Origin of the sequence: Klebsiella sp. B345, from assembly GCF_051131735.1 — a bacterium.
Lineage (GTDB): Bacteria > Pseudomonadota > Gammaproteobacteria > Enterobacterales > Enterobacteriaceae > Klebsiella.
In genome coordinates, this window is record NZ_CP180443.1 from 4,708,563 (window position 1) to 4,722,715 (window position 14,153).

At 55.6% G+C, this 14,153-nt stretch carries 9 protein-coding genes; 4 read left to right on the plus strand and 5 right to left on the minus strand.

Annotated features, from left to right (window positions below; translation table 11 throughout):
- Positions 1–114 precede the first annotated feature (114 nt).
- Positions 115–432 carry an ATP-dependent Clp protease adapter ClpS gene (clpS, locus tag ACMYSO_RS22120; RefSeq protein WP_004860017.1) on the plus strand — a complete coding sequence of 106 codons (318 nt, stop codon included), beginning with the start codon at positions 115–117 and terminating at the stop codon, positions 430–432.
- 30 nt (positions 433–462) lie between these two features.
- A complete protein-coding gene (clpA, locus tag ACMYSO_RS22125) occupies positions 463–2,742 on the plus strand; it encodes an ATP-dependent Clp protease ATP-binding subunit ClpA (protein WP_434585740.1) in 2,280 nt (759 codons plus the stop codon).
- 139 nt (positions 2,743–2,881) lie between these two features.
- Here the strand turns inward: clpA and infA are convergent, their stop codons facing one another.
- The 5 genes from infA to trxB form a co-directional block, all read right to left on the minus strand.
- Positions 2,882–3,100: a translation initiation factor IF-1 gene (gene infA / locus ACMYSO_RS22130; protein ID WP_002211347.1), complete on the minus strand. Its 219-nt coding sequence runs from the start codon at positions 3,098–3,100 to the stop codon at positions 2,882–2,884.
- 388 nt (positions 3,101–3,488) lie between these two features.
- A complete protein-coding gene (aat, locus tag ACMYSO_RS22135) occupies positions 3,489–4,193 on the minus strand; it encodes a leucyl/phenylalanyl-tRNA--protein transferase (RefSeq protein ID WP_434667899.1) in 705 nt (234 codons plus the stop codon).
- Positions 4,194–4,351: 158 nt separating this feature from the next.
- Positions 4,352–6,073: a heme ABC transporter ATP-binding protein/permease CydC gene (gene cydC, locus ACMYSO_RS22140; protein ID WP_434667902.1), complete on the minus strand. Its 1,722-nt coding sequence runs from the start codon at positions 6,071–6,073 to the stop codon at positions 4,352–4,354.
- On the minus strand, positions 6,074–7,840 hold the full coding sequence (cydD, locus tag ACMYSO_RS22145; RefSeq protein WP_434667905.1) for a heme ABC transporter permease/ATP-binding protein CydD: 1,767 nt from the start codon (positions 7,838–7,840) through the stop codon (positions 6,074–6,076).
- A 114-nt stretch (positions 7,841–7,954) separates the two neighbouring features.
- On the minus strand, positions 7,955–8,923 hold the full coding sequence (trxB, locus tag ACMYSO_RS22150; protein WP_434585736.1) for a thioredoxin-disulfide reductase: 969 nt from the start codon (positions 8,921–8,923) through the stop codon (positions 7,955–7,957).
- Between the two features lie 532 nt (positions 8,924–9,455).
- On the opposite strand from trxB, the gene lrp reads away from it, so the two are divergent.
- Positions 9,456–9,950: a leucine-responsive transcriptional regulator Lrp gene (lrp, locus tag ACMYSO_RS22155; RefSeq protein ID WP_002439523.1), complete on the plus strand. Its 495-nt coding sequence runs from the start codon at positions 9,456–9,458 to the stop codon at positions 9,948–9,950.
- 135 nt (positions 9,951–10,085) lie between these two features.
- Positions 10,086–14,141, plus strand: coding sequence for a DNA translocase FtsK (ftsK, locus tag ACMYSO_RS22160; protein WP_434667908.1), 4,056 nt, complete (start codon positions 10,086–10,088; stop codon positions 14,139–14,141).
- Positions 14,142–14,153 lie beyond the last annotated feature (12 nt).

The following is a 14,153-nucleotide window of genomic DNA, read 5'->3' on the forward strand; positions in this document are numbered from 1 at the left end:
GAAGTAATAGATGATAGTTATCTATGATCTATTGTAGATTTGTGATGTGCATAGCCACTGGTCATCAACAGGCCGCCGCCTGTTGGCAACAGCAACCATTGATGAACATTGACGATGAGTAAGAGAGATTGGCTGGATTTCGATCAGCTGGTAGAAGACGAAGTTCGTAATGAACTTAAACCACCATCTATGTATAAAGTGATATTGCTCAATGATGACTACACTCCAATGGAGTTTGTTATTGACGTGTTACAAAAATTCTTTTCTTATGATGTAGAACGTGCAACGCAACTGATGCTGACGGTTCACTATCAAGGTAAAGCGATTTGTGGTGTATTTACTGCAGAAGTTGCTGAAACCAAAGTCGCGATGGTGAACGAATACGCGAAGGAGAACGAGCATCCATTGCTGTGTACGCTAGAGAAAGCCTGAAGACAGGCATGAAAATTGGGGGAGGTGCCTATGCTCAATCAAGAACTGGAACTCAGTTTAAATATGGCTTTCGCCAGAGCGCGCGAGCACCGTCATGAGTTCATGACCGTCGAGCACTTGTTGCTGGCGCTGCTCAGCAACCCTTCGGCCCGCGAGGCGTTAGAAGCCTGCTCCGTGGACCTGGTAGCGCTGCGTCAGGAACTCGAAGCCTTCATCGAACAGACCACACCCGTACTGCCCGCCACGGAAGAAGAGCGTGATACTCAGCCGACGCTGAGTTTCCAGCGTGTGCTGCAACGCGCGGTCTTCCATGTCCAATCCTCTGGCCGCAGCGAAGTGACTGGCGCCAACGTACTGGTCGCGATTTTCAGCGAACAGGAATCGCAGGCGGCCTATCTGCTGCGTAAACACGAAGTCAGCCGTCTTGACATCGTTAACTTCATTTCTCACGGTACACGCAAAGACGAGCCGAGCCAGCCTTCCGATAACAGCGGAAGCCAGCCCAGCAATGAAGAGCAAGCAGGCGGGGAGGATCGTATGGAAAACTTCACCACCAATCTCAATCAGCTTGCTCGCGTTGGCGGAATCGATCCGTTGATCGGCCGCGAAAAAGAGCTGGAGCGTGCGATTCAGGTACTGTGCCGTCGCCGGAAAAATAACCCGCTGCTGGTGGGCGAATCCGGGGTCGGTAAAACCGCCATTGCCGAAGGGCTTGCCTGGCGCATTGTGCAAGGCGACGTGCCAGAGATTATGGCCGATTGCACCATCTACTCGCTGGATATTGGCTCTCTGCTGGCAGGGACAAAATACCGCGGTGATTTTGAAAAACGTTTCAAAGCGCTGCTTAAACAGCTTGAACAGGATACCAACAGCATTCTGTTTATTGACGAAATCCACACCATTATCGGTGCGGGTGCGGCTTCTGGCGGCCAGGTCGATGCGGCTAACCTGATTAAACCGTTGCTCTCCAGCGGCAAAATTCGGGTGATGGGCTCAACCACTTACCAGGAGTTCAGCAATATCTTCGAAAAAGACCGTGCGCTGGCACGTCGTTTCCAGAAGATTGATATTACCGAACCTTCTGTGGAAGAGACGGTGCAGATCATCAACGGCCTGAAACCGAAGTACGAAGCGCATCACGATGTGCGTTACACCGCGAAAGCGGTACGTGCGGCGGTCGAGCTGGCGGTGAAATACATTAACGACCGCCATCTGCCGGACAAGGCTATCGATGTGATCGATGAGGCCGGGGCGCGGGCGCGTTTAATGCCAGCCAGCAAGCGTAAGAAAACCGTCAACGTGGCGGATATCGAGTCGGTGGTGGCGCGTATTGCTCGCATCCCAGAGAAGAGCGTCTCGCAGAGCGATCGCGATACGCTGAAAAATCTCGGCGACCGTCTGAAAATGCTGGTCTTTGGTCAGGGTAAAGCCATTGAAGCTTTGACTGAGGCTATCAAGATGGCGCGTGCGGGCCTGGGCCATGAGCACAAACCCGTTGGTTCATTCCTCTTCGCCGGGCCGACCGGGGTCGGGAAAACCGAGGTGACCGTGCAGCTGGCAAAAGCGCTGGGTATTGAGTTACTGCGTTTTGACATGTCCGAGTATATGGAACGTCATACCGTCAGTCGCCTGATTGGCGCACCTCCGGGCTACGTTGGTTTCGATCAGGGCGGGCTGCTGACCGATGCGGTGATTAAGCATCCGCATGCGGTGCTGCTGCTTGATGAGATCGAAAAAGCCCATCCGGACGTCTTTAACCTGCTGTTGCAGGTGATGGATAACGGTACGCTGACCGACAATAACGGCCGCAAGGCGGACTTCCGTAACGTGGTGCTGGTGATGACCACCAACGCCGGGGTGCGTGAGACCGAGCGTAAATCGATCGGCCTTATCCAGCAGGATAACAGCCCGGATGCGATGGATGAGATCAAAAAGATCTTTACGCCGGAGTTCCGTAACCGCCTCGACAACATTATCTGGTTCGATCATCTCTCCACGACGGTGATCCATCAGGTGGTGGATAAGTTTATCGTCGAGCTGCAGGTTCAGCTGGATCAGAAAGGTGTCTCGCTGGAAGTGAGTCAGGAAGCACGAGACTGGCTGGCAGAAAAAGGCTACGACCGGGCAATGGGCGCACGCCCAATGGCACGTGTTATCCAGGATAACCTGAAAAAACCGCTGGCCAACGAACTGTTGTTTGGTTCACTGGTTGACGGTGGGCAGGTGACCGTCGCGCTGGATAAAGAGAAGGGTGCGTTGACCTATAACTTCCAGAGCGCGCAGAAACATAAACCGGAAACCGCACATTAAAAGTTCTACCCTGTGGTTATCGCAAAAAACCGGCCTGTTGGCCGGTTTTTTTATGCCGCAATTTTAGGCGGCTGCAGAAATGAAAAGGCCGGGAATTATCCCGGCCTTCAGCATCTGACGCCACGAGGGCGGAAAACTATCAGCGACTACGGAAGACAATGCGGCCTTTGCTCAGGTCGTACGGGGTCAGCTCAACAGTCACTTTGTCGCCCGTCAGAATGCGGATGTAGTTCTTACGCATTTTACCGGAAATATGCGCAGTTACCACGTGACCGTTTTCCAGTTCTACGCGGAACATTGTGTTAGGCAACGTGTCAAGTACGGTGCCCTGCATTTCAATATTGTCTTCTTTGGCCATCTAGTCCTCTGGGGTATCACTACCGTAGTTTTGAACCGGCAAGATAATGCCGAAGTTCAGCGAGTAAGTAAAGGTTTACGTTTGTGCACTTTATCTTTCTGGCTGTCTTCGCTTACGCGGTCACATAGTTATTGATGCTGCCAGGGACTTAACATTGCCAACCCGACGCATCCTAAATTATTCAGGATATAAATTTCTGAAGTAGTTTTGGCGCATTGCCCGTAATCCACACGGAAAAGCCGCATGACAGGCGCAAACGTAAAGGGGGGAGTGACAGAACGATGGGCGTTATCTGACTCTTATTATTCCCAAACGGCGGCGGGGCAACAGGCAGAAGCTACTCTACTGCGCAATTATACCATCATGGGGAAAAATGTGCTGAAAACATTTACACATGGCCGGAAAATAGCACCCTCGGTACCCAAAACCGTGCAGGCAGGCGGCAGGTACGAAATTCGGCCAGACGGTCAAGATAATCACGGCGAGGGATTTCGATGGCTCCCAGCGATGCCGTATGATTATTCAGCACCTGGCAGTCAATCAATTTACCACCATCGCGGGCAAATACCTGGCAGAAAATCAGTAACGCCGTTTTTGAGGCATTTTCCGCATGGCTGAACATCGACTCGCCACAAAACAACGCCCCCTGAGCCACGCCATACATGCCGCCAACCAGCGTGTCGTTTTGCCAGACCTCGATTGAGTGCGCATGGCCCAGTTCATGGAGCTGATGATAGGCTTTGACGATGCCTGGAGTGATCCATGTACCTTCGTCACGATTTTCGGCGCAACCCTCAATGACCTGGCCAAACGCATGATTGAGCGTGACGCGATAGGGAGAACGTTGGTGAAAACGCTTCATGCTGCGGCTGAGGTGAAACTGTTCTGGCCACAAGACCGCACGGGGATCGGGGGACCACCATAAAATAGGATCGCCCGGAGAGAACCAGGGGAAAATGCCATGCTGATAGGCCATCAGCAGGCGTGACGGGCTGAGATCGCCGCCGAGTGCCAGCAGGCCATTCGGTTCGCGCAGAGCCCCTTCCGGAGAAGGGAAGGCAATGGACTGACGGGAGAGCTGAACCAGACGCATTTTAACCTCAATACGCACCAGGCAATTGTCCAATAGACTCGCTGTGTTTCAACCAGCCACTACCGCTGTCGTTTCAGGTTAACGGCTGGGGCAAGGGCACCATGCCGGTGCCCTGAAACGCATAAAGTATATACGCAAAACGAGGGGAAATATCCCGTCTACAGACGCTGTTTAAACTGGTAATAACGCCCTTGTTGCGCCAGCAGTTCTGCGTGATTACCTTGCTCAATAATCTTCCCGTTGTCCATGATAATTATCTGATTAAAACGTGCCAGTCCGCGCAGACGATGGGTAACCATCAGGACGGTTTTTTCACGCATCACATCACTCAGTAAATCAAGGATTTGGCTTTCAGTTGTCGCATCAAGCCCTTCGGTGGGCTCATCAAGCAGCATCAGCGGGGCATCATGTAACAGGGCACGGGCGATGGCCAGTCGGCGTAGCTCGCCGCCGGAAAGTTGACGACCGCCTTCGCCCAACCAGGCATTGAGGCCGCTGTCTTCCAGCAATTTCTCCAGACCGACGCGTTCCAGGGTGCTGGTGAGCTGAGCATCACTGGCGCCAGGGGCGGCCAGCAGCAGGTTGTCGCGCAGCGTGGCGCTGAACAGATGCACCCGCTGAGGAACAACGCTCATTGCCCGACGCAGGGAAGCTTCATTGATGTGCGTTAACGGTTGACCGTTAAGCAGGATCTCACCTTGCGCCGGATCCCAGGCGCGGGTCAGAAGCTGTAATAGTGTCGACTTGCCGCAACCGGTACGCCCCAGAATCGCGATATGCTCACCTGCTGTGACCTGCAACGAGACGCTATCCAGCGCAGGGGCAGGCTGTTGTGGATAGATAAAGGTGACCTTATCCAGGGTCAGCGCAACCCGCTCAGGCGCTTGTTCCGCACCGGGTACGAAAGTGACTTCTGGTTGTTGTTCGGTAATTTGCGTAATCCGACGAGCGGAAGCAATGACCTGACCAAGATGCTGAAACGCGCCGGTGACCGGAGCCAACGCTTCAAATGCTGCCAGGGCGCAAAAAACAAACAGGGCGATCAGCGCGCCCGGCTGGCTGTTTCCGCCGACCCCGGCGGAGGCCAGCCACAGCATGGCAATTACCGCGATACCGCCAATCAGCAGCATCAGCGCCTGTGACAGGGCAGTGAGATCTGCCTGGCGACGCTGTGCTTCCTGCCAGCGCTGTTCGGTTTTTTCCATTTGCGCCCGGTAGCGGTCGCTGGCGCTGAACAGCATCAGCTCTGCCTGCCCTTGCAGCCAGGAGGTCAGCTGTTGACGATATTGTCCGCGCTGCTGAGTGATATGTTCACCCGTCGGTTTTCCGGCGCGATAAAACAGCGGCGGCAAAATTACCAGCGTTAACAGCATGATCCCGCCCAGAGTCAGCGCCAGCGTGACGTCGAGAATGCTCAGGCCGGCGGTAACTACCAGAATTACGACCAGTGCGCCGACCAGCGGGGAGATCACTCGCAGATAGAGGTGGTCCAGCGTATCGACGTCGGCAACCACCCGGTTAAGGAGTTCACCCTGGCGAAAGCGCGCCAGCCCGGCGGGGGAGAGCGGCAGCAGTTTGCTGAAGGTGAATACGCGCAGATGTTGCAGAACGCGGAAAGTGGCGTCATGGCTGACGAGACGCTCAAAATAGCGGCCGGCGGTACGCAGAATCGCCGCACCACGCACCCCCGCAGCCGGAAGCATATAGTTAAAGCTGTAGATCCCGGCGACACCTACCACGGCACTGGCGGATAAGAACCAGCCCGAAAGCGTCAGCAGGCCAATGCTGGCCAGCAGGGTGATAATTGCCAGTACTACACCGATCGTCAGCAGCCAGATATGCCGCTTGTACAACGCCAGATAAGGCAATAATGCGCGCATTTAAATCTCCTCCTGACGGTGGGCTAACAGAGTCGCAAAATGACTCTCGGCGGCCGCCAACTGAGCATAGGTACCCTGTTCGACAATCTGGCCATCCTGCATCACCCAGATTGCATCCCAATCGGCGATACCTTCTAACTGGTGGGTGACCATCAGCGTGGTTTGTTGCGACGAGGCGTTAAACAACGCCTGCATCACCCGCTGCTCGCTGTGGGCATCGAGGCTGGCTGCAGGTTCATCTAATAACAGCAGACGGCAGGGCACCAGCAGCGCGCGCGCCACGGCAATGCGCTGGGCCTGGCCGACCGACAGGCGACCGGCCTGATCGCCGACCGGCGTGTGAATACCTTGTGGCAGTTGAGAGACAAACTCGCTCACCCAGGCTTTATCCAGCGCTAGCTGGAGCTGTGCCTCGGTGGCTTCCGGCCAGGCTAACAGCACGTTTTCACGCAGCGTTGCCGCCGGAAGTTGCGGGTTCTGGCCCACCCAACTGAGCAGGCGATGCCAGCGACTGGCGTCGAGGTCGCGTAGTTCAACACCGTTGACCAGCAGCGAGCCATCGTAAGGAAGAAAACCGGTTAAGGTGTTGAGGAGTGAACTTTTCCCCGAGCCACTTTGGCCCACCAGCACCACGCGCTTACCGGCTGGAAGTGTAAAATTGAGTGGACCCGCCAGAACTTTTCCCTCCGGGGATTTAATCAATAAATCACGGGCTTCGAGGCGAATCAGCTCATTGTCGCTGAGCACTTTTTCACCTTTTTCATCCTGTGCCAGCGGCGTTTCCATAAACGTCTTCAGGCTGTCTGCGGCACCAATGGCCTGTGCTTTCGCGTGGTAGAAGGTGCCCAAATCACGTAGCGGCTGGAAAAACTCCGGTGCCAGGATCAGGGTCAGGAAACCCGACATCAAGGTCACTCCGACGCCGTAATGGCCGAAATTCAGCTCGCCAAGATAGGAGAAACCGAAATAGACCGCCACCAGCGCAATAGAGAGTGAGGTGAAAAACTCGAGCACGCCCGACGAGAGAAAGGCGAGGCGTAGCACTTCCATCGTCCGTTGGCGGAAATCCTGAGAGGCTTCACGAATATTGTCCGTTTCAGCTTCACCGCGATGAAACAGCCGCAGGGTTTCCATGCCACGCAGGCGATCGAGGAAATGGCCGCTCAACCGGGCCAGCGCCAGAAAGTTTCGACGGTTGGCATCAGCCGCACCCATGCCGACCATCGCCATAAACAGCGGGATCAGCGGTGCGGTGCCGAGCAGAATCAGCGCGGCGGCCCAGTTAATCGGGAAAATAGTCAGGACAATCAACAGTGGCACGCAAGCCGCCAGCGTCATCTGTGGCAGATAGCGCGCGTAGTAGTCGTGCATATCATCAATTTGCTCAAGAATGAGCGTTGCCCAGCTTCCTGCCGGTTTGCCCTGAATCCACGCCGGGCCCGCCTGTTGTAAGCGATCGAGCACCTGGCGGCGAATTTCGCAACGAATATGCTGTCCGGCCAGGAATCCCACCCGTTCGCGGAACCAGACCACCCAGGCCCGGAGAATAAAAATTAATGCCAGCACAATAAACGGCAGCACCAGCGCCGTTGCCGGAATATTCTCCATGATCATGCGATGAAGGATCCGCGCCAGCAGCCAGGCCTGGCCGACGATCAGCAGACCGCTAATGACCCCCAACGCACGGGAAATCATCAACCAGCGACGGGAGAGAATGCTTTGATTTTTTAACCAACGTGTTAACTCTTGCTGACGGGTTTTATTCATTGCGCACTTTGCAGGTGTAGTTATGAGGTTTTTAGGCTGGGCAATGTTACAACGAGGAAAAAATAAAGGCGACTTTTCGTCGCCTTCTTTACCTTTGTTACTGACTTGTAAAGATTATTTGCAAGCGTCGGCTAAACCATCAAGATAACGCTCGGCATCCAGTGCAGCCATGCAGCCGGTACCCGCAGAGGTGATCGCCTGACGATAGATGTGGTCCATCACATCGCCGGCGGCAAAGACGCCCGGAACGCTGGTCTGGGTGGCATTGCCGTGGATCCCTGACTGCACTTTGATATAGCCGTTTTCCAACGCCAACTGGCCTTCAAAGATGGCGGTGTTAGGACTGTGACCGATAGCAACAAACAGGCCGGCAACGTCCAGAGACTCGATATTGTCGGTATTTTGCGTGTCGCGTAGACGTAGACCACTCACGCCCATCTGATCGCCGGTGACCTCTTCCAGCGTGCGATGGGTGTGCAGCACGATATTGCCATTTGCCACTTTATCCATCAGGCGGTTAATGAGGATTTTTTCGGCGCGGAAAGAATCGCGACGGTGGATCAAGTGAACTTCAGCGGCGATGTTAGACAGATACAGCGCTTCTTCAACCGCGGTGTTGCCGCCGCCGATAACGGCGACTTTCTGGTTGCGATAGAAGAAACCGTCACAGGTTGCGCAGGCGGATACGCCGCGGCCTTTGAACGCTTCTTCCGACGGCAGCCCCAGATAACGTGCGGACGCGCCGGTGGCGATAATTAATGCGTCACAGGTGTATTCACCGCTGTCGCCCACCAGACGGAAAGGGCGGTTTTGCAGATCGACGCTGTTGATATGGTCGAAAATAATTTCGGTATCAAACTTTGTTGCATGCTCATGCATGCGTTCCATCAGCAGCGGGCCGGTCAGATCGTTCGGATCGCCAGGCCAGTTTTCCACTTCTGTTGTGGTGGTCAACTGACCACCTTTTTCCATGCCGGTAATCAGCACTGGCTGCAGGTTTGCGCGCGCTGCATAGACGGCAGCGGTATATCCCGCAGGTCCAGAACCAAGAATAAGCAGTTTACTGTGTTTGGTCGTGCCCATGAGATCCCCATAATTTATTGGCATACATTGGGCTGGATTGTAGGGAATTTGTTGTCGTAAAAAAAGAGCACAGCGATTTTGTTAACGATGTGTGCAATAGAAGTAGCCGATGAATTGGTGATTTAACGAACGAGGAATATAACTAATTCTACTGTCAGCGGGACAATTATAAGATGAAAACATGAGAATCAACGGGGGGGTATAATGAATATCTGGCATCTTGTACTAAAAATCGATGTTTTGCTTTGACAATCCCCTGTGCTTTTGCGAAAACATTCATGGAAGAAAAAAACAGTGTTTCGCGTGTGGCGAATTTTCATGCACGCAGATGCCATTTTTATCCGGGTTAGCGAAATCTACGCATGGTGTGGACAGACGCCATGCGTGATGTTGGTGACTGCCGTCAGGCAACGGGCTTCTCACGTACCCCTGGGTTACTCAATGTCGTAAAGGGTAATAACAGGATGGACTCGGGCAGTGAAGGCTCAGAGTCGGAACAGGAGTAGGGAAGGAATACAGAGAGACAATAATAATGGTAGATAGCAAGAAGCGCCCTGGCAAAGATCTCGACCGCATCGATCGTAATATTTTGAATGAGCTGCAAAAAGACGGGCGTATTTCAAACGTCGAGCTTTCTAAACGGGTGGGACTTTCACCGACGCCTTGCCTTGAGCGTGTGCGTCGACTGGAAAGACAGGGTTTTATTCAGGGCTATACGGCGCTGCTCAACCCGCATTATCTGGATGCATCACTTCTGGTATTTGTTGAGATTACTCTGAATCGTGGCGCGCCGGATGTGTTTGAGCAATTTAACTCCGCTGTGCAAAAACTTGAAGAAATTCAAGAGTGTCATCTGGTTTCCGGCGATTTCGACTATCTGTTGAAAACCCGTGTACCAGATATGTCAGCGTATCGCAAATTACTGGGCGAAACCCTGCTGCGCCTGCCGGGTGTAAACGACACCCGTACCTACGTGGTAATGGAAGAAGTCAAGCAAAGCAATCGTCTGGTTATTAAGACGCGCTAACACGGAACAGGTGCAAACTCGTCGCAGTTTGATTACACTCCTGTTAATCCATACAGCAACAGTGCCGGGGAGACCCGGCACTGTTGTCCGTTTTAGCAGCAGGCAGGAAACAGCCTGATACCTGGAGAGCCTTTTTTGAGCCAGGAATACACCGAAGACAAAGAAGTCAAACTGACAAAGTTAAGCAGCGGGCGCCGACTCCTTGAGGCGTTACTCATCCTTTGCTCTCTGTTTGCCATCTGGCTGATGGCAGCATTACTGAGCTTTAATCCCTCGGATCCTAGCTGGTCACAAACGGCCTGGCATGAACCCATTCATAACATAGGCGGCATACCCGGCGCCTGGCTTGCCGACACGCTATTTTTCATCTTTGGCGTGATGGCTTACACCATCCCGGTGATCATCATCGGTGGATGCTGGTTTGCCTGGCGTAACCAGACCAATGACGAGTACATCGACTATTTTGCCGTCTCGCTACGGTTGATTGGTGCACTGGCGCTGATCCTCACCTCCTGCGGCCTGGCGTCAATCAATGCCGATGATATCTGGTATTTCGCTTCCGGTGGCGTTATCGGCAGCTTGCTGAGCACCACCCTGCAACCGTTGCTGCACAGCAGCGGCGGCACGATTGCGCTGCTGTGTATCTGGGCGGCTGGTTTAACGCTGTTTACCGGCTGGTCATGGGTGAGCATCGCGGAAAAACTCGGCGGCGCTATTCTTTCTGTACTCACCTTCGCCAGCAACCGTACCCGTCGGGACGATACCTGGGTGGATGATGAAGACGAGTACGAAGACGATGAAGATGGTGTTGATGACGGCACGAAACCGCAAGGGTCGCGTCGCGCACGTATTTTACGCAGCGCCTTAGCGCGTCGGCAGCGTCTGGCAGAAAAATTCTCTAATCCGATGGGCCGCAAAACCGATGCCGCGCTGTTCTCCGGCAAGCGCATGGACGATGCCGAAGAAGAGGTGCAGTTCAGCGCGAAGGGCGCTCCCGTTGCGGCTGATGATGTACTGTTCTCAGGTTCCAGCGCAGCACGTCAGGCAGATGCTGACGATGTCCTGTTTTCTGGCGCCAGCGCAACGCGTCCAGGTGATTTTGACCCGTACGATCCGTTGCTGAATGGCCACAATATTGCCGATCCGTTGACCTCTGTAGCTGCCGCGACTGCGGCGCCGCAGGTGTGGGCTGAGTCAGATGCCGGGCTTGCGCCGCAGGCGTATCAACCGGAAGCGGTACAGCAGTCGGTGTATCAGTCGGAATCAGGCTACCCGCAGCATCAGGCCTATCAGCCTGAGCAGGCGCCGGTACAGCAGCCGGTGTATCAGCCGGAGCCGACTTACCCGCCGCATCAGGCCTATCAGCCTGAGCAGGCGCCGGTACAGCAACCGGTGTATCAGCCGGAGCCGACTTACCCGCCGCATCAGGCCTATCAGCCTGAGCAGGCGCCGGTACAGCAGCCGGTGTATCAGCCGGAGCCAACTTACCCGCCGCATCAGGCTTACCAGCCTGAGCTGGCGCCGGTACAGCAGCCGGTGTATCAGCCGGAGCCGACTTACCCGCAGCATCAGGCCTATCAGCCTGAACAGGCACCGGTACAGCAGCCGGTGTATCACTCGGAAGCGCCGGTTTCTTCTACACCTGCTATTGAGCCTGAAGCGACGCAGGAAGAGGTGAAGCCGCAGCGTCCGCCGATGTACTATTTTGAAGAAGTCGAAGAGAAGCGTGCGCGTGAACGCGAACAGCTGGCCGCCTGGTATCAACCGATTCCTGAGCCGGCCAGCCCGGTCGCCACACGGCCGATAACGTCAGCGCCGGCCCCGGCACCTGCCGCAGAGGCTGCTGCAGTCAGCGCACTTGCTGCTGGCGTGCATCAGGCCACCGGCCCAGCAGCCACGGCGGCAACGGTAGCCGCTGCTTCTGTGGCATCCTCTGCCGCACCGCTGTTCAGTCCGGCATCCGGTGGGCCGCGCGTGCAGGTGAAAGAAGGGATTGGTCCAAAACTGCCGCGCCCCAACCATGTCCGCGTCCCGACGCGCCGTGAGCTGGCATCCTACGGCATTAAGCTCCCGTCGCAACGTATGGCCGAAGAGCAGGCACGTAAAGCGGAGCTTGACCAGAATTATGACGATGAACCGCTAACCGACGAAGAAGTCGATGCGCTGGAGCAGGGCGAGCTGGCTCGCCAGTTTGCCGCCACCCAGCAGCAGCGCTACGGGGAAGTCTACGCATCGGATGAAGACGACGATGACGGCGCTGCCGAAGCCGAGCTGGCCCGTCAGTTTGCCGCCTCTCAGCAGCAGCGCTATAGCAGCGAACAGCCGCAGGGCGCGACGCCGTTCACCCCGGCAGATTATGATTTTTCGCCGATGAAAGCGCTGGTTGACGACGGCCCGAAAGCGCCGCTGTTCACGCCGACACCGGAAGCCCAGCTGCCGGTACAGCAGCACTATCAACAGCCGGTTACGCCGCCGCCAGCAATGCAGCCTCAGGTTTCTCAACCGGTACATCAACAGCCGATGCATCAACAACCGGTGCACCAGACTGTGCAGCATCCGCAGATGGCACCGCAGGCTCATCCTGCAGCCCAAAGCTATCAGCCGCAGCAGGCACATGTGCCTTCGCAGAGTGCCGCTCAGCCGCAGCAGGAGAGCCTGATTCACCCGCTGCTGATGCGCAATGGCGACAGCCGTCCGCTGCAAAGACCGACGACGCCGCTGCCGTCGCTGGATCTGCTGACTCCGCCGCCGAGTGAAGTTGAGCCGGTTGATACTTTTGCTCTTGAGCAAATGGCGCGTCTGGTGGAGGCCCGTCTTGCCGACTTCCGCATCAAGGCCGATGTTGTGAACTACTCGCCGGGACCGGTGATCACACGCTTCGAACTGAACCTGGCGCCGGGCGTGAAGGCGGCGCGTATTTCAAACCTGTCGCGCGATTTGGCGCGCTCGCTCTCCACCGTGGCGGTACGTGTCGTGGAAGTGATCCCGGGCAAGCCGTACGTTGGCCTGGAGCTGCCGAACAAAAAGCGTCAGACCGTCTACCTGCGGGAAGTGCTGGACTGCACGAAATTCCGCGATAACCCATCGCCGCTGACCGTGGTGTTAGGGAAAGATATCGCTGGCGATCCGGTGGTGGCCGATCTGGCAAAAATGCCGCACCTGCTGGTTGCCGGTACCACCGGTTCTGGTAAATCGGTCGGTGTGAACGCCATGATCCTCAGCATGCTGTATAAAGCGCAGCCGGAAGATGTGCGCTTCATCATGATCGACCCGAAAATGCTTGAACTGTCGGTCTATGAAGGGATCCCGCATCTGTTGACCGAAGTGGTCACGGACATGAAAGACGCCGCCAACGCCTTGCGCTGGAGCGTGAACGAGATGGAACGTCGCTACAAGCTGATGTCGGCGCTCGGCGTGCGTAACCTCGCGGGTTACAACGAGAAAATCGCCGAAGCGGCGCGGATGGGCCGCCCGATCCCGGATCCGTACTGGAAACCGGGCGACAGCATGGATGCCGTGCATCCGGTGCTTGAAAAGCTGCCGTATATCGTGGTTCTGGTGGATGAATTCGCCGACCTGATGATGACCGTCGGCAAGAAGGTAGAAGAGCTGATCGCTCGTCTGGCGCAGAAAGCGCGTGCCGCGGGTATTCACCTGGTTCTGGCAACGCAGCGTCCGTCTGTTGATGTGATCACGGGCCTGATCAAAGCAAACATTCCGACGCGTATCGCCTTCACCGTATCGAGCAAAATTGACTCGCGTACCATCCTCGATCAGGGTGGGGCCGAATCGCTGCTGGGCATGGGGGATATGCTCTACTCCGGGCCGAACTCCACCATGCCGGTTCGTGTGCATGGCGCGTTTGTCCGCGACCAGGAAGTTCACGCGGTGGTCCAGGACTGGAAAGCACGCGGACGTCCGCAGTATGTGGACGGCATCACGTCGGATAGCGAAAGCGAAGGTGGTGGCGGCGGCTTTGACGGATCGGAAGAGCTGGATCCGTTGTTCGATCAGGCGGTGAACTTTGTTACTGAAAAACGTAAAGCGTCTATTTCCGGCGTGCAACGTCAGTTCCGTATCGGATACAACCGCGCAGCCCGTATTATCGAGCAAATGGAAGCGCAGGGTATCGTCAGCGAACAGGGCCATAACGGTAACCGTGAAGTGCTGGCGCCGCCCCCCTTCGAGTAAGTGCAAAGTTGG

Excerpts from the sequence above, each read along its gene's own strand:
- clpS (WP_004860017.1), top strand. The coding sequence starts at position 115 with ATGAGTAAGAGAGATTGGCTGGATTTCGATCAGCTGGTAGAAGACGAA.
- clpA (WP_434585740.1), top strand. The coding sequence starts at position 463 with ATGCTCAATCAAGAACTGGAACTCAGTTTAAATATGGCTTTCGCCAGA.
- infA (WP_002211347.1), bottom strand. The coding sequence starts at position 3,100 with ATGGCCAAAGAAGACAATATTGAAATGCAGGGCACCGTACTTGACACG.
- aat (WP_434667899.1), bottom strand. The coding sequence starts at position 4,193 with ATGCGTCTGGTTCAGCTCTCCCGTCAGTCCATTGCCTTCCCTTCTCCG.
- cydC (WP_434667902.1), bottom strand. The coding sequence starts at position 6,073 with ATGCGCGCATTATTGCCTTATCTGGCGTTGTACAAGCGGCATATCTGG.
- cydD (WP_434667905.1), bottom strand. The coding sequence starts at position 7,840 with ATGAATAAAACCCGTCAGCAAGAGTTAACACGTTGGTTAAAAAATCAA.
- trxB (WP_434585736.1), bottom strand. The coding sequence starts at position 8,923 with ATGGGCACGACCAAACACAGTAAACTGCTTATTCTTGGTTCTGGACCT.
- lrp (WP_002439523.1), top strand. The coding sequence starts at position 9,456 with ATGGTAGATAGCAAGAAGCGCCCTGGCAAAGATCTCGACCGCATCGAT.